Here is a 21,694-nt window from a genome sequence, read left to right on the forward strand (position 1 = left end):
GCCATGCTTCCCATCTTTCTAGATGTCTCGCGCCTCCTGTCCCGCGCCGGGGCGTCCGTTCCCACGGGCATCGACCGGGTCGAAATCGAGTACGCTACCTTTCTGCTGGACGCCTATCCGCAGCAGACGCATTTCGTCGCCTATCATCCGATCGCCGGCCTTTCCCATCTTCCGTTCCAGCGCACCGCTTCATTCGTGCGGGACCTGGCGAATATCTGGCAGCATGGCGCGTCCCAGGCCGCTTCCATGATCTGGCGGGCCCGCCGCCTGCTGCATCGCGCGCCGCTGGAGCGGCGGCCGGGGCCGGCCGGCGGGGTCTATCTTTTACTGTCTCACCATCATTTGATACAGACCGGCGCCATCGAACGGTTCATCGCCCGGTCCGGACTGCGTTTCGTGCCGATGGTCCACGACCTGATCCCGATAGAATTTCCCGAATACGCGCGGCCCCGCGAACCGGCGCGCCACACAAGGCGCATCCGCACGGTCGCGCGCCTGGCCGACGGCGTCATCGTTCCGTCGGCCTATGTCCGGGACGGGCTGCGGCCCTTCATGACGGAACAAGGCAACGACCGGCCGATCGAGATCATCCCTCATGGCTTGCATATCCATGTCGCCGCACAACCAGCCGCCGCCACGGCGTCTCGAGACGATCCGCCTTATTTCGTCTGTCTCGGGACCATCGAGCCCAGGAAAAACCATCTTCTGCTGCTCAATATCTGGCGCCGCCTTGCCGAGACGCATGGAACGCGCGCGCCGAAACTGATCCTGATCGGCAAGCGCGGCTGGGAAAACGAAAATATCATCGACATGCTGGAACGCTGCCCCGCCCTGCAGAATCTGGTTGAAGAGCACGGTTCGGCGTCGGACCGCGACGTCGCAACATATCTTTCGCGCGCGCGCGCGCTCCTTCTCCCGTCCTTTACCGAGGGGTACGGTCTTCCGCTCGTCGAGGCCCTGGCACTGGGCGTGCCATGCATCTGCTCGAACGTCCCCGTGTTCCGTGAAGTCGCCGGCGACAGCGCGACCTATATCGATCCTATCGACGGGCCAGGCTGGCAGGCCGAGATCGAACGCAGGAGTTTCGAACGTCCTGCCCTCGGATCGTCCCCTCCTCCGCCCGAACGCATCAGCCGCAACTGGCATGATCAAGCGGCCCGGGGCGTCGCCTTCGCCCTCGACATCGCCGCGGAGCAGAGCGATCACCACGCCCGCGTCGCACTATCTCCTACGCGATTTCCCCGGCTTGTACGGGTTGCTGACCCGGTTTAACTTTGCGAAATTGATATGTGATGGTTAGCACCCCTATTCGCGTCGGTATCGACGGCTTCAACCTGGCCCTGCCGCGCGGCACGGGTGTCGCGACCTATGCCCGCACGCTCAGCCGCTGCCTCACGGGTATGGGGCATAAGGTCGATGTTCTTTACGGCATGAACATCACGCACCGTATGTCGACCGACTTGCGAGAAGTCATCTTCTTCGACTCGCTGGGCCAGGAGGTCCCGAGCAAGCGCACCAAGCTCTTCTCGTCCCGGTGGTGGCGGGAACGCCGGGGCGATCTGGCCGGCTATGACGCCGTGCCGATTCCGCTTTCCGGTCGGGTCGACGCGCGCGGCTTTACTGCGCGCATGCCGGCCCATGACCGCCTGCTTAACGTTCCCGAATTGTTCCACAGGGCTGCGCTACATTACCGGTACGCGCGCCGCTTCACGACGGTACGAATACCGGATCCGCCGGCCATCATGCATTGGACCTATCCGCTGCCCATTCGCGTCACGGGCGCGCTCAATATCTACACGATGCATGATCTAGTTCCCTTGCGCCTGCCCCATACGACTCTCGACAACAAGAGCTATTACTTCCGGCTCATCAAAGATCTCTGTATTCAAGCGGACGGCATCTGCACCGTATCGGAGGCATCCAAATCCGATATTGTCGATTTCTTCCCGCAGGCCACCCCGAAAATCCACAATACCTACCAATCGATCGCCCCGGACCATAAGATCCTCGAAAAGGCCGAAACCGAGATCGCCCGGGAAATTCATGGTGCGTTCGGCCTGGAGATGGACTCCTATTTCCTCTTCTTCGGTTCGTTCGAGCCGAAGAAAAATATCGGCCGTGTCATCGAAGGCTTCCTTGAATCCAAAAGCAGCCGCTGCCTGGTTCTGGTCGGGGCCATGGCATGGAAATCCGAGCAGGAACTGCGCTTTCTGGAACGCGGCATCCAGTTGGGCCGTATCGTCAAGATCGACTATCTGCCCGAAAGCCTGCTGGGCGCGCTGATCCGCGGCGCGCGGGCCGTCCTGTTTCCTTCCCTCAGCGAGGGATTCGGCCTGCCCGTCCTGGAAGCGATGGCTTTCGGCACGGCGGTCCTGACCTCGCGCGAAGGGGCGCCGCGCGAAGTCGCAGGCGAGGACGCGCTTCTGGTCGATCCGTACGATACGGCCGCCATAACCGACGGAATCGACCGGCTGGATCGCAACGATGCGCTGTGCACCAGGCTGGCGGCGGCCGGGCCAAGCCGCGCAGCCCTATACGATATGGACCACTATGCGCGCCGGCTGGGAACGATGTATGACACCGTCCTGAAGGCGGCCAAGCGGTGACTTTCCTCCCTGGAACCGAGCGGTTAGAAACAAACGCGATGAAACCCGATCGCCCCCCCGCCAAGGCCGTACGGCTGGCGACGTTGACCTGCGCCCTTGCCCTGCTGACCGGCTGCAGCGCCATGCCGTCCAGCGGCCCGGTCGAATCCGACATCCTGAGCGATGCCAAATCGCCGGCGACCAATACGCTGGGCTATCGCATCGTCAACGTGACGCCATCGGTGATCGACGCGCTGGCCACGGACCAGCCCCCGCCGCTGAACACGCTGATCGAAACCGCCACGGCGGCGGATGCGGCCGAACGTATCGGTCCTGGGGATACGTTGCAGGTCTCGATCTTCGAACTGGGTAGCAGCCTGTTCGGCGGCGTCGGCGGAGGCACCGGTTCGGGGGTCGCCACGCAGAGCACCGGCAGCCAGTCCATGGGCAGCGTCGGGCCCCTGCCCGCCGTCAGCGCCGACAATCTGCCGCCGATCGTCGTTGACGCCACCGGTACCGTCGACATTCCATATGTCGGCCGTCTGCAAGCCGCGGGCCGCACGCCCGCGCAACTGGCCACAGCGATCCGGGGCGGGTTGCATGGCCTGTCGCAGAACCCCCAGGTCCTGGTCCGCATCGCGAATGATATCGCAAACCAAGTAGTCGTGGGCGGGGAAGTCCGCAAACCCGGCCGCCAGGAATTGACCCTGGCCCACGAACATCTGCTGGACATGATCGCCATCGCGGGCGGCGAGGCCCGCCTGCCGCAGGATCTGCAGGTTTACCTGACCCGTCACGAACGGACAGGCTCGGTCGCCCTGACGACGCTGGAAAACGACCCGCAACAGAATGTGGCCCTCGTGCCCGGCGATCGCATTCAGGTCACGTATCAGCCGAAGACCTATTCGGTATTCGGTGCGACATCGAAGGTTTCGGTCGTCCCCTTCCCAATTTCGCAGCTCAGCCTCGCCGAAGCGGTCGCGGGGACGGGCGGTCCATCGGACGATCGCGCGGACCCGAACGCCGTGTTCCTGTTCCGGTATGAAAAGCCGGAAGTCGCCACACGCCTGGGCCTGCCCGTGCGCCCGGGCGCGGCGGTCGCCCCTGTGCTCTACCAACTGGATATGATGAAGCCGACAAGCTATTTCATCGCCCAGCATTTCGCGATGCACGACAAGGATCTGATCTTTATCGCCAATGCAAAGCTTAATAAATTCTACAAGTTCTTCAATCTGTTAAGCACACTGGTTAGCCCGACCATGTCTGCGGCTTATCTCGCGAAATAGAAATATTCATTATTATTTGAATTACGTCGCGATCAGGCGATTCTGCCTGATCGCTTGACGACGCCCGGCAAAATAACAATTTGAAACACTTCCGCTGAATCGATGTTCAGTGGCGCCGTAACGTCAAATGGCCCTTAATGTTACAAATTATTGCATTTCCTCTGGGGGGTTTAAAATTGGGATAAATACTTCTTTGAATAATAAAGTGATTTTAATTTTTTAACACTCAAATCAAAAAATAATTACTTATTTTATTACTCCACGTGAGCACATACAAATTATTATTAATGAACATTCCACAAATTACTTCAATAAATCTTGTTGTTGCCTGACCGGATAAAATATGTGACAAATTTATTAAGATTTTGAGACATCCACATACGGGAACGGATTAAGGAGTTATGAGAACGATCATCACATATGGAACATTCGACCTGTTTCATGTGGGTCACATTCGCCTGCTTCGCCGCGCCCGCGCTCTTGGTGATCGTCTTTTTGTCGGCATCTCGACCGATGAATTCAATGCCCAGAAAAATAAGCGCTCGATAAATGATTTCATGGCGCGCTGCGAAATAGTTTCGGCGTGTCGCTTTGTTGACGGCGTATTCGCGGAAGAACATTGGGATCAAAAATTATCGGACATTACCAGATTGTCGGCAGATATATTTGCAATGGGCGACGATTGGACAGGCCGCTTTGATGATCTTTCACGATATTGCTCAGTCGTGTACCTGCCGCGAACTGAGGGAGTTTCGACTACACAGATTCGAAATATTATCTCACAGAATTCTTTAATGGCCACCGAACCATGCCGTCCCCTAGATATGTATTGTGATTAGGCGAAAAAACCGCAAAATATTCCAGATACATATTTTTAGACATCATTTATATGATACCACAAAATCATACAAATATATCCTGTAAAAGAAAAATTTTACAATAGACATCGAGGTAAAGGCCTGTGAGCAAGCAACATGCGGAAATCTGCTTTGTCGCTTTCGAGGAAAAAGACTTGATGAGTCTTCTTCCGATTTATAATTCCGTCCGCATTCATCGGCCTGACGCGCGATTGTTCACCATAGGATTTGATCGCGGATACGCCGACAGTGCGCTTTCGTTTCTGTTCGGCGCGACGTTTCCAATAATCATCGCGGCTTCGCCTGGATCCGTAACAAATTGGCTAGAGATCATTCGCCCCAGATGGAGTTATCACCTCATCGGTATCGAACATGGAGTATCGCCATTCAAAAAATTTACCTATAGCGATGCTTTTCTTTGTTACGATGATTATTTCGCGCCCAGCATCCTATGGAAAGAACGATTGGAACGCCTGTATCCATCGAGAAGCACGCGTTTTCACCTGGGTGGGTATCCCAAAGCGAATCAATTCATTTGCCTCGTTCCCGACGAAGCGCGAAAAGACATTCTACCGCCGATACCGTATGACGTAGTCGTATTTTCATGGGGCCTCAAAGAAGAGGCTCTCTTTTCTCTTCCAGACAGGGATAATGTCATATATCTGCTTCATCCTGCTCAGGTCGAATTTTCACGGCCTTATCCTTTTAAAAGGTCTCGCGTCATAATATCGTCTCTCGAAAATACTACATCCATACTCTCCAATGCCGACAGGGTATTTGGAGACATATCTTCTATGACTTTCGAGATTTCTCAGTCAAAAAAGACTTATCTTATAATAGATAGATCACTTTATATCGAAGACTACGACATAGACGACAGTATAATGGATCCCGCATCAGATAGATTTGCATATGTACCCGAAACCGATTTTAAAATTGATTCGACTTTCATCCTGGACAAGGCACTTCTGATTGCTGCCCTTCACGGAGATCCTCTGATAAACACCCGCCCACTCAATGATAATTTTCTGATCGAGACCATAATTTGCCCGATGCAAGAAGACCTTTGCACAAAGGGAATTCTGTCAATAGCGGAGGGGCGGGAGCGGATAATGGCCGAGGAAAAAGCACCCCATCATCAAGAAGCCGCGATCGAATTTATACAACACGCATATCGTCTGATTCTGGGCCGAGAGCCGGACCTGGACGGTCTTCGTCATTATTTAACCAAACTCAATACGTCTTCGTCATCAGCACTTTCTGGCGGGCTGGAAATTCTCTTGGAACTCGCTCAAAGTGACGAAGCTATGCAGCGGCCAGTTACGTTTCGCGATGCATGGCCGAAACTGATGATTGGTACCGATCCCCGCTATGAGACTCGATAACGAGTCGTTCGTGGAATGGACAATTGACGCAATGACATTGATAAGATGGTCGATTTTCGTTACTTCGATTCGAATCTTGGAACGGCTCGCATCAAGAGATCAAATAACTCGAAAATCAGCAACAGCTTCAGTTACTCCAGTGCATCGCCCTTGAAGAGCCTTGGGCGGGCTTCTTGCTCACCCGCTATGATACATGACCTTCTCAGCCTACCGTCATCCAGTTTTTCGCTATTGCTTCTACCAATCCGAAATATCCAACATCAAACCCAATGCCGTATGCGGTTCTTTGCAAAGGCGTCGGCATGTTCAAGCTTGTTATTCGTCACTGCTTCAAGGAAATCCAGCCTGTCACGGTGATCATGTTTGTTAGAAACACAGAAACCCAAGACGAAAACACCAGCGGAATAGCGCTTAGGGCTCCCTCCGTGATCCATTACGATAATCTCGGAATCAAGGGAGCAAATTTCAAAGCATGCGCAGCGTTTCGAATCAACATCAACGTCGAACACAGCCCACATTGCCTGTCCCGGTTTCAACATACCAGAGAAAACAATATCCGTTTCTGTATAGATTGAAAAAAAAGACTCCTTTGAATCCAACCCTCGTACATGCAGAAAGACTCGTGCAACCGGAAACGCAAGGTTTGGAACACAGAGTTCGGCAAGACCAGGTTTAATGCGGCAGCCTCTTGGATCGGGCCACAGCCATCCATTACCGACACGATACATTTCGCCACTAGCGATTCCATGCCAGATACTGCGATCACGATGCAGATTGACTGGGACATAACATCCCTCAAGCGCTTTAGGAAACCGATCATAAAGCGACTTCTTACCAGCCTGCACGCTATCAGAAAAAGTGACGATTTCGCCCATCATTTTCTGCCAAGTCGTCACGTTGTAGTACTTCGCGATCCGTTGTTCCAAATGGGTCCTAAACGCCGCATCGACAAGTAACTTCTCCGCTTTTTCAATGAAATCTGTGATATTACCGCTTTCAAACACCACGCCATACCCGGCCGCCGCCTCTACCAGAGAAGAATTATCAGCAACCAACGGTACCCGTCCATAAGAAAGAGATTCCGTAATCGGCAACCCCCAACCCTCGTAATGGCTTGGATAAACAGTAAAAAGACTCAAACTGTAAAGACTCTTGAGCTCGAGATCGCTCGCCCGGTTAATAAAGACGATCTTGCTACTGAGCGACGGGTCATCCGCGATCACGGACATCGCTCGGTCGTTCAACCAACCGAGTTTACCGACACAGACAAGTGGTGGAACGGCGGCGGCACCATTCTTCTTTACGAGAGCCTGCCAGACTAGAAACGCGGCTTCGTGGTTCTTACGCGCCTCAATCGTCGAAACGAATAAAACATAACTGCGAGCCCGCAGACCCCACTTTTCGATGAGCGCGGCATGCGGGAGCGTGCCCTCTGCATCATCACTGGAGAAGCTAGCGTTGAGCGGTATCGTTGCAACATCTCGCTCGATCAGCGGATGACCCATGACATGAGCCACATAGGCCAAATCACGCGTCGTCGAAGCCGAGTTAGTTATGAATGCATCGGCGTGAAAAAATACCCCTACAAGCCACGTATTATAGTCTATAGTGACTCCATCTACGCAATATTGGGGTTTGATCGCCGGTATGAGATCATGAACATATGAAATAAAAGTGATATTGCGTTCTCGCTTAAGATTGCGAATCGCAAGAAAATAATTATACATCCACCACGATGTGCCCAGGTTTATTACGATCGCACCGTACGGCGGCAGATAAGGTCGCGAGAAAGGAATACTCCCAAAAAATTCGTCTCGCGCCGCCACCCAGGCCTCATGATCATCGCTTTTGCACAATGTTGCCAGCAACATGAACGTTGAATGGTCGAGATAAATAAAATGCTCTATGCCATCAATAAAGAAGAAAATCTCAGTACGATTGGCGAAATTCGTAACAGCTTCCGCTATAACCTCGATCTGGACGCGCTGAATACCTGTCGGGAATTTATTGTGTCGAAAATGCGCAATTAAATCACTAACGTCAAAACTGAGCACGGTCTCAGTTGAAGTAAGCTGGGCATTTGTCTCTCTGTTCTGAAAATGGGTAACAGTCGCTCTAGACGTCTTACTCTGCTGCAAGAACACACCAAGCGACGGACGCACAGCAGCGATTTCATGCTCCACGTGAACCGACACGTCATTAAACCAAAAAGCAGATTTGTAAGCCTCGATCGCGTTTTCGAAATCACCATCATGGGCTAGCCAGCGACCAAGATGCAAGTAGCATTCGCCTTTTGAGGGATCAAGTGCAAGAGCGGTCCGGTACGCCGTAAGCCCATGCCTGCGATCGCCGATTTCATTGAGCGCGTGCCCGAGTTGAATCCAGACATGCGCGAGTGACCCATCGATTGCTACTGCATCCCTAAAATGCCGAGCCGCGGTACCCCAGTCGCCCGCATCCCGTGCGGCATTGCCCTGCTTCATTTTCTGATGAAGGGCTTTAGAGACCCAGACACCGCCCGACTTATAGAATTTCTGCGTCCGGAATCGTGTAATAGCACTCACGACCAATCTCATTTTTCGCCAATCTCGCGCCGATTCAACATCCATGTGTCCTCCGACATGTGTCCTCCGATAACGTTTCGATGGAGCTCATTTGACACAGAGTAAATTTTTTACCTTTTTGTATTTTAACGTATCGAAAAGGTTTGCTTCAATGAAGTCCGTGCGCGCATTCGCATTGTCTTTATCAAAGACGTATACGCCGCAAACACCGACCGAAATAGCGCGAGAATGGCGCGTTACCGGATCAGTCGTAGTTTCAATTTCACTCGAATAAATGTAAATTTCTAGTGGCTTCCCCGCGATATCTTCATCAAAATCTAAGAAACACCAAGCCACCTCATCAGGATTAAGGCGAAGCGCGACAGACGACCCCGCTATATTGGCTGAAACCGTCACTTCACATTGGGAAGATGGAATTCCTTTGAGCTGAACCGAAATCCGGTCGCATGGCTGCGCGGTGGTAAAGGCAAGCCTCGCCCCGGTGCCACGTGTCCAGCTACCGAAATCCTCAAGACGGTGCCAACCCGAACCTGCACGCAGCACCTCCGCCGAAGTGAGTTCGCTCGAAATCTGTAATTTCCTATTGCGATTGAATGCGTAGTAAGCTGGCTCGAGCACGGGCTCAATCTTTTTGGTCTTCTCAGCGCCCTTTTGAACAGATTCGGCAAACGCCAGAACTTCTTGGCCGATCGTTTTCCATGTACGAGATTGGAAATTTTCCGCAATGCGCTGTTCCAGCGCAGCTAATCGTCTTTTGTCCTTGAGCAGAGAGAGAAGTTTTTCCTCAAAATCATGGTTCGATCCTGTGCGATAAGTGACAGTCAATCCTTGCCCAGCTTCCGGCAAAGAGGAATTATCCGCCGTAACGCAAACCTTGCCATAGCCAAGCGACTCCGTAATCGGCAGCCCCCAGCCTTCATAATAACTTGGATAGATCGTAAATAGGCAGGATGAATAAAGTGCCTCAAGCTCCTCATCGCTAACACTCTCAATATAGGCAATATATTTTTCAGCCTCGATAAACGCATTTAACTTATCTAAGAAAAAATGACTTTCGAAGCCGCGCTTTCCGACAATTACAAGCTTAGGAATCTTTAGATAAGGATTGTTACGAATCAGGTTCTGCCAGACATCGAGCGCTCCGGCTTGATTTTTGCGGGCTTCGACCGTCGAGACGAAGAAAACGAATTTTCTGGGCTCAATCCCCGCTCGCCTGAAAAGACTCGCGGCCGCCGTCATAGACACAGGTGCAACCCGCTTTTCGGCAGCCAGATGCACGACACACACGTCAGCCGACGAGATACCACCGTTCAACTCCGCCGCAAGAGCGAGGAAATCTTTCTTGCTAGATTCCGAAACGGCAAAATATCGGTCCGCATGTTGCACAACGCCCATAAACCAATCAATGAATTCATGGACAAGTTCATGTGCGCAAAAGCGTGGCGTTACAGCGGGAATCACATCGTGGATGAACGGAATGTAATAGATATCGCTCTTTTTTTTCGCTTCCCGAATATGCATGAAATAATTAGGAAGCCACCAAGAGGTACCGATGTTGATCAAGACAGACCGCATCGGAAAAGCATCAATTTTTGCCGCCACTGCTTCTTGACGCAGCACTGATACCTCACGACGCCATGCTATATCCCGCGCGTCGGAACCGGTCAAACTGAGCGTGCACACCTGCATAAAGCGATCAGGATCTACCGAAAACCAGCCATTCTCCTCCTCCAGAAAGCGGCAAAGCCCAATTCCTGCTCTCTCGTCACCCGAGAGAAGTGACAGGATAACGCTGATCTGGACCCGCTGGATCCCCGTAGGAGTCCGGTTGTCAGGAAAGTAGCCAAGGAGATCAGATACATCGAACCAAACTGTTCTTTGAAACTCTTTCATGTCACTAGCCAATATGTCGCCTCGCGCTCATTTAACCTAAAAGAGAACGGCCTAAAAGAGAGGATATGTGATAACGCCCAAGATAAGCCCGTGTCATTTTCGCCCTTCTCACGCTACCGGAAGGACGCTGCAACACTATCTTGATGTCCCCTCGCCTGCCGCTCCTCCCCAGGCCGGGATGAAATGTACCTTTCTTTTCGCGTCACGTAGAACCAGACACCCGCTTGCGCCCGGCAACGAGCCGCATTGGGAAGTGTCGGCGGTCCAGATCAGCGGTAAGTCGACACGTCTAGCAAGGAACGTCGCCGCATCATCAGACAGAACATGCTCCTTCCCATGCATGGGGCCATTGTAATTGCCTTCAAAATCATCGCCAATCAGCATGATTTCAGATGCTGAGGACAACGCGTTGAAACCATAACCACCAGTTCCACCTCGTCCGTTCTGGCGGAATTGCGTGCCCGAATAAGTCTGTCGCATCATAGAGACATCATGCACGCCATCTCCCCTAGCATTGAAGATCGTCCCGCCCGAAAAAACAAGATGACCCCGCACCGCCTTGTCGAGCTGGAGATTAGAGGTGGCCGAGGACGCGATCCAACTGCCTGCAAATGAAATATAGAGGTCGCCTGCATTACCCTGCGTGTCGTTAACCTCAACACCTGCGCCTGACGCGGAACTGTCAATGAAGCAACCCGAGGCAAAGAATAGTTCGCGGTTTGTTACCCTAACGAGGGCGTTATCTATCAAAACATTTGTGCCGTTACCAATGATGTCCGTGCCGGGCCCACAGACGAACCCACCCAATCCACCACCGATATGCACACCAATTCTCGGTACAATACGGGAATCAGTAGGCCCGATCTTCCAACCCAACAGCGAAAAATCCGCCGAGCCGAGCCTTCCTCCATTAATACGGAAAGCGTCATTCTGACCGACGGCATAGCTTTGCCCCCAAGTCGCAATAAAATCCACCTCATCGAACCACACACCGTTCCAAAGTTTTCCATTGCCCTCCTGGCCATCAAGAACGATGTTTCCGACAGCCGAGCGCACCATCCCCCGCACATGCAATGCGGTTCCCGCACTCATCCTTGTATTCGACGCTATGCGGAAGTCGTGTAACGACCAGTTCTTCTGCGGGCTGACCCCATCTCCGATCGTCAAAAGATCAATCTGCGAGTCATGACCCATATAGAGAAAAGTCGTTGCATACGGCCCCGCTCCATGCAGATCGACATGATTAGCCTGCACCCCACCCGGATTGGCTAGCGGAGCAGTAAACACACACACGCCTGCTGGCGCCTCGAGTTCGACATCCGCCGGCATCCCAGCCGCATTCGCCAGCCATTTGTTGATCGCTTTTGTATCGTCCGTCACTCCATCACATTTCGCACCATAAGACAGGAGCGAAATCTGACGATTCACGTTCAAGCCTGTCGCGGTACCGCCATTGATCATCGGTGCCGTAAGACGGCTGTGCGCTAGCACTTGACCAAGGCCCTCCTTGTCAGACATTGTCCCCTGCTGTGCATAAGCCGAGGTAATCAGCATACCGCCCAATAGTCCCAAAATGGAAAATCTGAGTGCCACTGAAAGTCTCCAGGAACACAGGCGGTCCCATTTGATCGTCCAGGTTGAGAGATAGTTACTGGCTTTCTAACTCATAGGGGAAGGCGGTAACAATCTTATTCCGTCAGTGGCATATGGTCGAGAACCGAGTATGGACGAAGCCATCCTTATCCCGACGAGATTTCTAAAAAAATCAGGACGATTCAGTTTTTTTGAGCGGACATTGTAGAATGGAGGCACATCCTGGTGAACGACGATCTTTCTATCAAAGGCGCCTCCTCCTCCACGCGGCCACCCCGGGCGTCCGGCGCAGGGCGCCGCGCACGGTCCCTTCACAAAAACCATGGCCCGATCCTCGCGCTTCTCGACAAACTTACGGGAGACGATGGCGAAGCGACGCTCGGCAGACTGATGCAGCAACCCGAATGCATCGATTCCCTGGCTGCTGAAATTGCCTCCGGCGCCTCCATTGAAAGAATTCGCAAGCGCGCCCTCACTCTCGACACGATGATTTCCGAATTGGTGGAAGCCGATTTCGCTTATGTCGGGCTGCCGAAAGAAGCACGCGACTGCGATTTTCGGACTGGCTTCGAGACCTATCTCCGTCCTGTTCTTGGCAAACGTGCGCAAGGCTTCGCGGCAATCTTTGAGAGATTGGACAGGCATACTCGCCCGTTCATCGTTGAAACTGGCAGTCTCCGCATCCCTGACAACTGGGAAGGGGACGGACAGAGCACATTTCAATTCGACTGGTATGCCCGCACACGCCATGGCTCCGTCTTCACGATAGATATTAACCCGGCCAGTATCGACAGCGCTCGCAGGGCATGTAGCGGCACCACCAGCACGATACTCAATGATTCCGTCGCGGCACTCCATGCCCTTGGTTCGGTCGCCGGCCGGCCGGCGGCGCTGATCTATCTCGATTCATTCGATCTCGACCTTGAAAATCCGGTACCAAGCGCAGTGCATCATGCGATGGAGGTCATGGCGGCCCGGCGCCTGATCGGTGAAGGGACTATCATCTGCGTAGATGATTTCGACGTACCTCCCCTCGGTCAAGGGGGCAAGGGGCTGATCGTAGACCAATTCATGTCCTCCATCGGAGCCGAAGTGGTATATTCGGGATATCAGAAAGTATGGCAATTGTCCGGATAACAACCATAACAAACTCTCCGGTCTGCGGCGCAAGATTTTTTCGTTTCCATGCCGGGATCAGAAGCGGCCTTTCCTCTTGGCCTAAAAATGCCGACTTAACTGCGACTTTTTGAAAGATATCCCGCCTTATGAAAATAGCCGAGTGGATGAAGCAATCCGGCGTTGCCTTCGGGACCAGTGGCGCTCGCGGTCTTGTTGCTGCCATGACAGATGCCGTGTGCTTTGCCTATACACAGGGATATCTGCGCCATCTTGCGGCACTTGGTGAATTTTCGCCCGGCACCCCGGTTGCAATTGCGGGAGATCTGCGTCCCAGTACGCCACGTATCGTGCGGGCTTGCGTCGCCGCCATCCGCTATGCGGGGGGCGAGCCGGTCTTCTGCGGTTTCGTCCCGACGCCCGCGCTGTGCCTGTATGCCTTCGCACGCGGATGGCCTTCGTTGATGGTCACCGGCAGCCATATCCCGGCAGATCGCAACGGCATCAAGTTCAACCGAACGCGCGGCGAATTCCTCAAATCCGATGAGGCCGCCATGCGTACGCAGGATGCCATGCTGCCCGACGGGTGGTTCGACGCGAACGGCGCATTGGTCGGGTCCGTCGATCTGCCCGCCATGACCGATGTCGTCCCTGATTACATAGCGCGCTATCGCGACTTTTTCGGCTCCGGTGCGCTGTCGGGCTTGACGTTAGGCGTCTATCAGCATTCCGCCGTTGGTCGCGACGTGTTAGTACAAATCGTCGAGGCCCTTGGCGGCGAGGCTGTCCCGCTGGGCCGGACAGACGATTTCATCCCGGTCGATACCGAAGCCGTTCGTCCGGAAGATGGCATGCTGGCACGTGAATGGGCATGCGACGGCACGCTGGATGCCATCATGACCACGGATGGCGATTCCGATCGCCCCCTTCTGGCCGATCGCAATGGATATTGGCTCCGCGGCGATGTGCTCGGCATCCTTGCAGCACGTTTCCTTGGAGCGGCGGCTGTCACGACACCCGTCAGCAGCAATACGGCATTGGAAAAATCCGGCTTTGCCGTCAATGTCCGCCGTACCCGCATCGGCTCCCCCTTTGTCGTGGCGGCAATGACCGACGCCGCCGAAGCCGGGCTGGTTCCTTCTGTCGGTTACGAAGCCAATGGCGGCTTTCTACTGGCAACCGATATAAAGCAAGGCAATCAGACACTTCGCGCATTGCCGACACGCGATGCAGTACTACCGATGCTTTGTGCCCTTGTGGCCGCGCATCGGCACGGTCAGGATCTAGCCGCGCTCGTCAACACCCTTCCGCCGCGTTTTACGCTCAGCGACCGCCTTGTGGATATGCCAACCGCCCAAAGCCAGGCCGAAATCGAAAAGCTCAGCCGCCATCCGGCGCAGGGGGCAGCGGAACTGGGATTCGTTACCGTTTGCGGCGATCTTGCTCATACCGACGAAACGGATGGACTTCGCATGACTTTTGCAAGTGGCGAAATCATCCATTTGCGCCCGTCCGGCAATGCGCCGGAGCTACGCGTCTATGTCGAAGCCGATACTCCGGAACGTGCCGCGAAACTGTTAAAGGTAGGAATCCCGGCCGTCAGTATCTGGAAAAATCTCGCAAATTGATTTCTTGAAAAGATCGGGGTCAGCCCGTGATAAACTGACCCCATTCTTATGCAACAGATTGATTTGACTATATTGATTTGACTATAGCGCCTCGTATCGCTCGACCGCATCAGCGACACTTGCGCACATGTTCAGATGGCGATCATGCAACAATGCCCCCGTATCGCAATGCTCCCGGATAAATCCCATGTCATGGGACACGATGATCAGCGACCGGTCAGACCGTTTTCCAAACAACTCGTCCTGACAACGTTGCAGAAAACGGGCATCCCCTACCATGATCACTTCATCGATCAGATAACAATCAAACTCGATGACAATCGAAAGCGCGAAGGCCAGGCGTGCACGCATGCCGGAAGAATAGGTCTTAACCGGTTCGGCCAGTTGTTTTCCCAACTGGGCAAAATCGTCGACGAAGACACGGGTACTGACATAATCCAAGCCATATATCCGACAGATGAACCGCAGATTATCCAGCCCCGACAGGCTGCCCTGGAAAGCACCGCCGAACGCCAAGGGCCAAGATACGCTCATTGTTCGTTCGACACGGCCCGATGTCGCAATCTCAACACCGCCGATAATCTTGATCAGCGTCGATTTTCCCGCCCCGTTGCGCCCGACGATGCCGAGTTTGCGCCCTTTTTCGATCGTGAAATTGATGCGCTCCAACACCTGCCGCACGCCGCGATGAACGGGAAACGTCTTGCAGATATCCACACATCGAACCATGGGGCGAGCGATATGCGCCATATCATTGAACCACGATATGGCGGCGCGCACGCAAGGTCAGGGACAAACCGATCAAAAGAAGAACGAACGTAATCCAGCCATCATAAAAAATATCGTAATGCGCATGGGCGCTGTCACCGAACTGCCCTTCTCGAATCATCTCGATATTGTCAACGCTCGGTGACAGCAAAATGGCGCTCTGCCACCGAGGCGGCAACCAATCGACCATCATGAAGGCACCGGAGAAAGGAAGAGAAAGATAGGAAAAAATGTTAATACTTTTCTCAATCAGTTCAGACATTTCACTTAGGGCCGCGACGAGCAATGCCGTTGCAAGACTGAACAAACAATGGAAGCCCAATCCAAGATAGAGCATCCCGTAATTTTTTGGCGGTTCCATATAACCCAGAAACCATGCTCCCAGAAAAACCAGGAATCCCGCACCAAGCGCGCCCATGATTTCCAGAATTGTACGAGCCAATATGATATCAAGCGGCGTCACCTGCCGGTGGAACAGCAGGCTGCCATTCGATTGGAACGCAAAGACCGCCCGGCCAAGACAGTGCCGCCACATGGTCAGCGGTACATAACCCGTCAGGACGATCGCCGTCGTCGGCAGGTTATGTTCGTGCGAATTCCGTATCGCGGTCCAGGCGATCGCCACCCCCGCACAGAACAGGATCGGCTCTCCGATCACCCATAGGAAACCGATATTTTCTCGCCCATATCGCGTGTGCATCTCGCGAAACAGCAGGGCGCCGATCACCCGGCACTGAAGCATGAACAATCCGAGCAGCGACGACGATCGGCGATCGTGCTGGGGCGAGGCCGAAACCTGACGTTGCGCCGCCATCACGTAATCTGGTGCTCGCGCGCGCCGCTGATCAGTAGCAGGCCCATTGCATACACCCCCAATCCCGTGGCGAACACGATGAGTATATCCGCGACCGAATGCGGATATTCCGGATAATCCGGCAGATCCGGCTTTGCGATCTCATCGAGATATAATTGCTGGCGGTCGGCCTGCGCCCTGGCGGTTTGCAGACTGACGGTCGCCGCCGCCAGTTCGCGTTCCGCGATCTCTCGCTGGACCGTCAGATCGTCATAGGCCGTGATCTTCGGCACCAGCGACGTATCAGGGCCGGTAATGCCCTTGTTGGCCCGCGCGATCTCGTCCTGCAGCGCCTCGACCCGATGCTGATACACCGGCAACAGCGGGCTGTTTGGCGCCGTCCTGGTCACCTGCGCGATCTGCAGCTTGGCCGCCACCAGCATGGCCTTGAGCTGATCGATGTCCTGCAACATGGGGACCGACTGCTTCAACGGGTCCAGAAGCCCTTCCTTGTTGCGATAGGCCGCGAATGCCAGTTCGATACGCCGGATCTTGTCTTCCGCCTCGGTCACCTCTTTTTGGGACGACGCGATCATGTTCCGACGCTGCCGCTCGTTCATCTCATTCACCAAGCGTTCGCCGGCGCCGATCAGCGCGCGGCCGATCCGCTGGGAATCCTGGGCCGAGAACGTGCGGACCGTAAGGTTCGAGATACCGGTTTCGGTGTCGAGTTCGGCAATCACATGATTCTGATAATATCTGAAAAAATGCTCGAACGTCCTACCGCGGTAAAACGCGGGGAAACGTGCGATGAAATCCGCATCCGGACGGTCGAAGGCCGCGCGAAGGTTTTGCGTCTCGATCAGCGTGCGCGCCGCGTCGCGCGACATCATGTAGGTCTGAACGGCGTACGTGTCCTCATTGCCGCCGCCACCGCCTGACCCCACCTGCTGAAGCAGGCTGCCGAACATGCTCGGCGCCTGCACCCCCGGCCCCCGCACTACGAAATAGGCATGGGACACATACTGAGGTGAGGCGATAAAGGCATAATAGACAGCCGCCAGGACCGTGGGCAGTACGACCACCAGATTGAGCCCGGGGCGCTTGCATACCCAATCGGCCAGTTTGCCGACCGGTGATACCTGACGTATCGCGCGTTGCGGTACCGCCTCACGCGCTGCAATATTGGCTTCGACCATACCCGCGTTCATGCCCCAAGCCCTTCCGAAAGGCAAACCATACCCCCAGTGCGGTCCGGGAGAAAAGGACGCGATCCGCTTGCCCTCACGTCGTTCATCCACCCCGGTCTTCATCTTCATGACATGAGTGCATGTGCTCGTGTCCAAATTATGAAATCCGGTCCGCCTCTGGTCACGGACTCATAAGCGGGACGGAAGCGCGCCCGTCCTTGCCGAACGGCCGTCCCTAACGCGACAGATCGATCTCCACCGTATCGTCTCCCGAGTGCAGCCGCCTGATCTCATCACATGCCGCGATCCAGTATCGGGCTTTGGCGGCATCGCCATCGACGCGCGCCTCATCCAGGTGCGTCTGGGCGATGGCCAACGCGGCATCGCCGTAGCGGGCGTACAAATCGCCCGCTGTTGCTTCAGGACGAGATTCCACGCCTTCCTCCCGCACGATACCGATTGCCGATTCCTCAAATTTGGGATCGGCCTGTATCTACGCAAGAGGGGTTCCTCCCCCCGATCCGGCATGTCATTAAGAAAGCTTGTTTGCCGAGGACGTCTCCATGATCGATGGGTTGCACCATGTTGCCATTATCTGTTCGGATTATGGCCGATCCAAGGATTTCTACACACGCATCCTCGGCCTGCCGATCATCCGCGAAACCTACCGTGCCGAACGCCAGTCCTGGAAATGCGACCTGGCGGTTGGCCAGGCCCAGATCGAATTGTTTTCCTTTCCCGCCCCGCCCCCTCGCCCCTCGAGGCCCGAGGCCCGAGGCCTGCGCCACCTGGCCTTTGGGGTGCGCGACCTGCGGGCCGCGGTGCGCAGACTGGAGGAAGCCGGGATCGAGGTCGAGCCGGTGCGCCACGACACTCTGACCGGCCGCGATTTCACCTTCTTCGCCGACCCCGACGACCTGCCGCTGGAACTGTACGAACTCGCCCCCGGGGGCTAGAGCAGACCCCCGTTCAAACGGAATCGGTTGAACGGGCGCCGCTCTAAGCCGGCGTCGCCGCCAAGCCGACCCGGCGGCTGCGGAACAGGCCCGCGGCGATCTGTCGGGCCTCTTGCAGCGAGGACATGATCTGTCCGTTCAGCGGGCGCAGCCATTCATGGATGGCACGGAACACGCGTGCGCCGTCGCGGCGGGACTGAATGACGACCCCGACGAAGACGCCGTCGATCTCGACGATTTCGGATTTGAACATAGCCGAATTCCCTCGTGCTGAAGCACGCGATCAAGGGCCCGGAAGCGTGCCCTGTCCCGTCGGCCGGGCCGGCGGAGACACCGGCTGCTATGCACACTCTCCCGCGTCGAGACAATAACAGGACGGCGAAGACTTGATGACATCCCCATGACAGGGCCCGCCGGATTCACCTGCTCCAAAACGTGCGATGGCGGCGGAATTTACGCCAGCGCAGGTGCGCGTCCCGATGAACGGCGATCTGATGGCCACATAAAAAACCCGTGACCGCCCCCAGCATGTGCTGCAGCCGCGCATCGTCCTCCGCCCCTTCGCCGAGTCGCGCCAGCAGATAGCGCGTGGTCAGCACGTCACTGTCCATTCCCAGGACGTCCTGCAATGCCGACAGCTTCTTGATGAAATCCTTCGTCTGGTCCGAATCCGCATACAGCCCGCGGAAGAACTCGGCGGTATAGCGCAGCTTCTTCAGGGCCACGCGCAGCCGGTGCCTGTCCTGGGGCGGCAGCAGGGCGAAATCCCGTCCGGCACGCAATGCCTTGCGGTGCAGCCGCTCGAGGTGACGCGCGGAAAAATCGATCGCCGGTTCCTGCAGCGAATCCTGCGCCATGGCCGCCAGGGGCGCGACCCACAGCTCGCCCTCGACCATCTGGTCCAGGATGGTCTGGAGTTGTGCAGCGTCCTGCCCCGTCAAAGCCTGCCGCGCCTGGGCATAGGCCGACCGGCGCATCGGTTCCGCGCGCGGCGCCAGCGTTTTCGTTGCATCCAGGTCCATCAGCCCGAGCGGCTGGAGGTTGGGCAGCGTCGTCATCAGGAGGACGTCCCAGTTGCGGGCGTCGCCCACCGCCTTGGCCAGGACCTTGGCATGGGCCGAGACGCCCTCGAGCACCACGTTGGGATTGTCGCGCCGCAGCAGGCGGGTCAGGACGCGGAATCGCCGCAAGGCGACGCGCACCTGGTGCACGCCTTCGGCATTGCGGCCGTCGATCGCGACCGGGACGTTCGCCGCCAGATGGTCGCGGAGGATCGTGACGATCCGCCCGGCCGCGACGCGGATCGTATCGTCATGCGCGAGCAGGACCGGCGCGCTGCGGTGGCTTTCGGGCATGTCGGTCGGGACGTGGTCGGGCAGGCTCATGACGATGCCTCACTTCATCCGGCGCGATGACGGTGTATGGAATCGCAAAGCGCGGGATGCGCGAAAAAGTTGGGATTTCATGGATTCCAGGGCGATGGCCATCGAGCCTGTTGCCTTGCCGGGTCGGAGATAGTGGGATATTTTGTTTGGTTTCGCATGACGAAAGGCTTATTTCCCGATGGTCGAGACGCTGCAGCAGTTCGCCAGCGACAATTATGCCGGCATCTGTCCCGAGGCGCTGCGCGCGATGGAGGATGCCAATCGCGGGTCGGCCCAGGCCTATGGCGACGACCCGTGGACCCAGCGCGCGGCCGAGGCGTTCCGTGCGGCCTTCCAGGCCGATTGCGAGCTTTTTTTCGTCTTCAACGGCACGGCCGCCAACTCACTGGCGCTGGCGTCGCTGTGCCAGTCCTATGAAAGCATCATCGCCGCCGATATCGCCCATGTGGAAACCGACGAATGCGGCGCGCCGGAATTCTTTTCCAACGGCGCCAAGATCCTGGTCGCGCGGACCGAGAACGGAAAATTGACCCCGGCGGCGATTCGCGGCTTCGCGCTGGGCCGGACCGACATCCATTTCCCCCGCCCGCGGGCGGTGACCATCACCCAGCCGACCGAGACCGGGCAGGTCTACAGCCTGGAGGAGATCCGCGCCATCGCCGCGGCCTGCCGCGAACTGGGGCTGAAGCTGCACATGGACGGCGCGCGCTTTGCCAACGCGGTCGACAGCCTGGGCTGCACCCCCGCCGAGATGACCTGGCGCGCCGGCGTCGACGTGCTGAGCTTCGGCGGCACCAAGAACGGCATGGCGGTCGGGGAGGCGGTGATCTTCTTCGATCGCGGGCTGGCCGAAGGGTTCGATTACCGCTGCAAGCAGGCCGGGCAACTGGCCTCGAAAATGCGTTTCCTGTCCGCGCCCTGGGCGGTGATGCTCGAAACCGGCGCCTGGCTGGCGCATGCCGCCCACGCCAACCGCAGCGCCCGGCATTTCGCCGGCCAGGTCGTCGGGCTGCCCGGCATCGAGATCCTGTTCCTGGTGGAAGCCAATGCGGTGTTCCTGAAAATGCCGGCGGAGGTGACCGCCGGCCTGCGGGCGCGGGGCTGGAACTTCTATACCTTCATCGGCGACAGCGCGCGGTTCATGTTCGCCTGGGATGCCGATCGCAGCCGCATCGACGCGCTGGCGGCCGATCTGCGGGCACTGACCCAGGATGCCGCCGGCTAGATCGTCACCCGTCCTTCGATGGTGGTGACGACGGTGCCGCCGACCCAGATTTCGCCCGCGTCGCTGGTGATGGCGATGCGCCCCCGGCGCCCCAGCACCGTCCCCTGCCGCGCGACATAGGACGGGGGCGCCAGGCCCGCGCCGATCATCCACATGGCCAGGCTGGCGTTCAGGCTGCCGGTGACGGGGTCCTCGACCCCGTCCGGGCCGCCGGTGAAGGCCCGTACCTCGAACAGCGCGTCGTCGCGGTCGAGGGCGGTGTCGAACGGCGCGACCAGCCCGACCTTGAGGTCGCCCAGTGCCGCGTAATCGGGCCGCACCGACAGCAGTTCCGCGCGGCTGCGCAGCATGACGGCGACCCAGCCCGGGCCGTTGTCGGCCCAGTTCGAAGCCCGGATGGAATCGGGCGGCAGGTGCAGTCCCCGCGCGATCGCCGCCAGCACATCGGCCTCGACCGCGCCGGCCCGGCG

At 56.4% G+C, this 21,694-nt stretch carries 19 protein-coding genes; 9 read left to right on the forward strand and 10 right to left on the reverse strand.

Annotated elements, in window-relative coordinates:
• Positions 1-3: 3 nt before the first annotated feature.
• From HUK84_RS01480 to HUK84_RS23630, 5 genes are all read left to right on the forward strand, one after another.
• Entirely contained in the window at positions 4-1,272 is a 1,269-nt protein-coding gene (locus tag HUK84_RS01480; protein WP_246285279.1) for a glycosyltransferase family 4 protein, read from the forward strand.
• Positions 1,273-1,292: 20 nt separating this feature from the next.
• On the forward strand, positions 1,293-2,606 hold the full coding sequence (locus tag HUK84_RS01485) for a glycosyltransferase family 4 protein (protein WP_176638642.1): 1,314 nt from the start codon (positions 1,293-1,295) through the stop codon (positions 2,604-2,606).
• A gap of 38 nt (positions 2,607-2,644) precedes the next feature.
• Positions 2,645-3,871 carry a polysaccharide biosynthesis/export family protein gene (locus HUK84_RS01490; protein ID WP_176638629.1) on the forward strand — a complete coding sequence of 409 codons (1,227 nt, stop codon included), beginning with the start codon at positions 2,645-2,647 and terminating at the stop codon, positions 3,869-3,871.
• A gap of 401 nt (positions 3,872-4,272) precedes the next feature.
• Positions 4,273-4,710 (forward strand): adenylyltransferase/cytidyltransferase family protein, encoded by a 438-nt coding sequence (locus tag HUK84_RS01495; protein ID WP_176638630.1) that lies wholly within the window; start codon positions 4,273-4,275, stop codon positions 4,708-4,710.
• A gap of 122 nt (positions 4,711-4,832) precedes the next feature.
• Entirely contained in the window at positions 4,833-6,113 is a 1,281-nt protein-coding gene (locus HUK84_RS23630) for a DUF4214 domain-containing protein (protein ID WP_176638631.1), read from the forward strand.
• Between the two features lie 260 nt (positions 6,114-6,373).
• On the opposite strand, the gene HUK84_RS01505 is transcribed toward HUK84_RS23630, so the two are convergent.
• The 3 genes from HUK84_RS01505 to HUK84_RS01515 form a co-directional block, all read right to left on the reverse strand.
• Entirely contained in the window at positions 6,374-8,677 is a 2,304-nt protein-coding gene (locus tag HUK84_RS01505; protein ID WP_176638632.1) for a glycosyltransferase family 4 protein, read from the reverse strand.
• Positions 8,678-8,764: 87 nt separating this feature from the next.
• Positions 8,765-10,570: a glycosyltransferase gene (locus HUK84_RS01510; protein WP_176638633.1), complete on the reverse strand. Its 1,806-nt coding sequence runs from the start codon at positions 10,568-10,570 to the stop codon at positions 8,765-8,767.
• Positions 10,571-10,705: 135 nt separating this feature from the next.
• Positions 10,706-12,163 (reverse strand): hypothetical protein, encoded by a 1,458-nt coding sequence (locus HUK84_RS01515; protein WP_176638634.1) that lies wholly within the window; start codon positions 12,161-12,163, stop codon positions 10,706-10,708.
• Between the two features lie 225 nt (positions 12,164-12,388).
• Here HUK84_RS01515 and HUK84_RS01520 point away from each other — a divergent pair, with 225 nt between their 5' ends.
• Together HUK84_RS01520 and HUK84_RS01525 are read left to right on the forward strand one after the other, a co-directional pair.
• On the forward strand, positions 12,389-13,300 hold the full coding sequence (locus HUK84_RS01520; protein ID WP_218064136.1) for a hypothetical protein: 912 nt from the start codon (positions 12,389-12,391) through the stop codon (positions 13,298-13,300).
• A 146-nt stretch (positions 13,301-13,446) separates the two neighbouring features.
• Positions 13,447-14,907 (forward strand): phosphomannomutase, encoded by a 1,461-nt coding sequence (locus HUK84_RS01525; RefSeq protein ID WP_176638644.1) that lies wholly within the window; start codon positions 13,447-13,449, stop codon positions 14,905-14,907.
• Between the two features lie 81 nt (positions 14,908-14,988).
• On the opposite strand, the gene HUK84_RS01530 is transcribed toward HUK84_RS01525, so the two are convergent.
• The 4 genes from HUK84_RS01530 to HUK84_RS01545 all read right to left on the reverse strand — a co-directional run bounded on the left by HUK84_RS01530 (position 14,989) and on the right by HUK84_RS01545 (position 18,109).
• Positions 14,989-15,636 carry an ABC transporter ATP-binding protein gene (locus tag HUK84_RS01530; protein WP_176638645.1) on the reverse strand — a complete coding sequence of 216 codons (648 nt, stop codon included), beginning with the start codon at positions 15,634-15,636 and terminating at the stop codon, positions 14,989-14,991.
• A 22-nt stretch (positions 15,637-15,658) separates the two neighbouring features.
• Positions 15,659-16,489, reverse strand: a complete 831-nt coding sequence (locus tag HUK84_RS01535; RefSeq protein ID WP_176638635.1) for an ABC transporter permease — start codon at positions 16,487-16,489, stop codon at positions 15,659-15,661.
• The gene (locus tag HUK84_RS01540; protein ID WP_246285280.1) at positions 16,489-17,787 is read right to left on the reverse strand and encodes a capsule biosynthesis protein; all 1,299 of its coding nucleotides are present in this window, start codon (positions 17,785-17,787) and stop codon (positions 16,489-16,491) included. The genes HUK84_RS01535 and HUK84_RS01540 overlap by 1 nt, the downstream gene beginning before the upstream one ends.
• 106 nt (positions 17,788-17,893) lie before the next feature.
• Complete coding sequence (locus HUK84_RS01545) at positions 17,894-18,109, reverse strand: hypothetical protein (RefSeq protein ID WP_176638636.1); 216 nt, start codon at positions 18,107-18,109, stop codon at positions 17,894-17,896.
• 112 nt (positions 18,110-18,221) lie between these two features.
• On the opposite strand from HUK84_RS01545, the gene gloA2 reads away from it, so the two are divergent.
• The gene (gene gloA2, locus HUK84_RS01550) at positions 18,222-18,614 is read left to right on the forward strand and encodes an SMU1112c/YaeR family gloxylase I-like metalloprotein (RefSeq protein WP_176638637.1); all 393 of its coding nucleotides are present in this window, start codon (positions 18,222-18,224) and stop codon (positions 18,612-18,614) included.
• Positions 18,615-18,657: 43 nt separating this feature from the next.
• Here the strand turns inward: gloA2 and HUK84_RS01555 are convergent, their stop codons facing one another.
• Together HUK84_RS01555 and HUK84_RS01560 are read right to left on the reverse strand one after the other, a co-directional pair.
• Positions 18,658-18,867: a hypothetical protein gene (locus HUK84_RS01555; protein ID WP_176638638.1), complete on the reverse strand. Its 210-nt coding sequence runs from the start codon at positions 18,865-18,867 to the stop codon at positions 18,658-18,660.
• Positions 18,868-19,033: 166 nt separating this feature from the next.
• Complete coding sequence (locus HUK84_RS01560) at positions 19,034-19,999, reverse strand: CHAD domain-containing protein (protein WP_218064137.1); 966 nt, start codon at positions 19,997-19,999, stop codon at positions 19,034-19,036.
• A gap of 178 nt (positions 20,000-20,177) precedes the next feature.
• Here HUK84_RS01560 and HUK84_RS01565 point away from each other — a divergent pair, with 178 nt between their 5' ends.
• Positions 20,178-21,224, forward strand: coding sequence for a threonine aldolase family protein (locus HUK84_RS01565; protein WP_176638639.1), 1,047 nt, complete (start codon positions 20,178-20,180; stop codon positions 21,222-21,224).
• Here HUK84_RS01565 and HUK84_RS01570 read toward each other — a convergent pair.
• Positions 21,221-21,694 (reverse strand): PhzF family phenazine biosynthesis protein (locus HUK84_RS01570; protein ID WP_176638640.1); only part of this gene is annotated, 474 nt, incomplete at its 5' end. The genes HUK84_RS01565 and HUK84_RS01570 overlap by 4 nt on opposite strands.

Origin of the sequence: Nguyenibacter vanlangensis, from assembly GCF_013376155.1 — a bacterium.
Taxonomy (GTDB): Bacteria; Pseudomonadota; Alphaproteobacteria; order Acetobacterales; family Acetobacteraceae; genus Gluconacetobacter; species Gluconacetobacter vanlangensis.

Bases quoted from the DNA above. Each gene is read 5' to 3' on its own strand.
- HUK84_RS01480 (WP_246285279.1), top strand. From the start codon at position 4: ATGCTTCCCATCTTTCTAGATGTCTCGCGCCTCCTGTCCCGCGCCGGG.
- HUK84_RS01485 (WP_176638642.1), top strand. From the start codon at position 1,293: ATGGTTAGCACCCCTATTCGCGTCGGTATCGACGGCTTCAACCTGGCC.
- HUK84_RS01490 (WP_176638629.1), top strand. From the start codon at position 2,645: ATGAAACCCGATCGCCCCCCCGCCAAGGCCGTACGGCTGGCGACGTTG.
- HUK84_RS01495 (WP_176638630.1), top strand. From the start codon at position 4,273: ATGAGAACGATCATCACATATGGAACATTCGACCTGTTTCATGTGGGT.
- HUK84_RS01510 (WP_176638633.1), bottom strand. From the start codon at position 10,570: ATGAAAGAGTTTCAAAGAACAGTTTGGTTCGATGTATCTGATCTCCTT.
- HUK84_RS01525 (WP_176638644.1), top strand. From the start codon at position 13,447: ATGAAGCAATCCGGCGTTGCCTTCGGGACCAGTGGCGCTCGCGGTCTT.
- HUK84_RS01530 (WP_176638645.1), bottom strand. From the start codon at position 15,636: ATGGTTCGATGTGTGGATATCTGCAAGACGTTTCCCGTTCATCGCGGC.
- HUK84_RS01535 (WP_176638635.1), bottom strand. From the start codon at position 16,489: ATGGCGGCGCAACGTCAGGTTTCGGCCTCGCCCCAGCACGATCGCCGA.
- HUK84_RS01540 (WP_246285280.1), bottom strand. From the start codon at position 17,787: ATGAAGATGAAGACCGGGGTGGATGAACGACGTGAGGGCAAGCGGATC.
- gloA2 (WP_176638637.1), top strand. From the start codon at position 18,222: ATGATCGATGGGTTGCACCATGTTGCCATTATCTGTTCGGATTATGGC.
- HUK84_RS01555 (WP_176638638.1), bottom strand. From the start codon at position 18,867: ATGTTCAAATCCGAAATCGTCGAGATCGACGGCGTCTTCGTCGGGGTC.
- HUK84_RS01560 (WP_218064137.1), bottom strand. From the start codon at position 19,999: ATGAGCCTGCCCGACCACGTCCCGACCGACATGCCCGAAAGCCACCGC.
- HUK84_RS01565 (WP_176638639.1), top strand. From the start codon at position 20,178: ATGGTCGAGACGCTGCAGCAGTTCGCCAGCGACAATTATGCCGGCATC.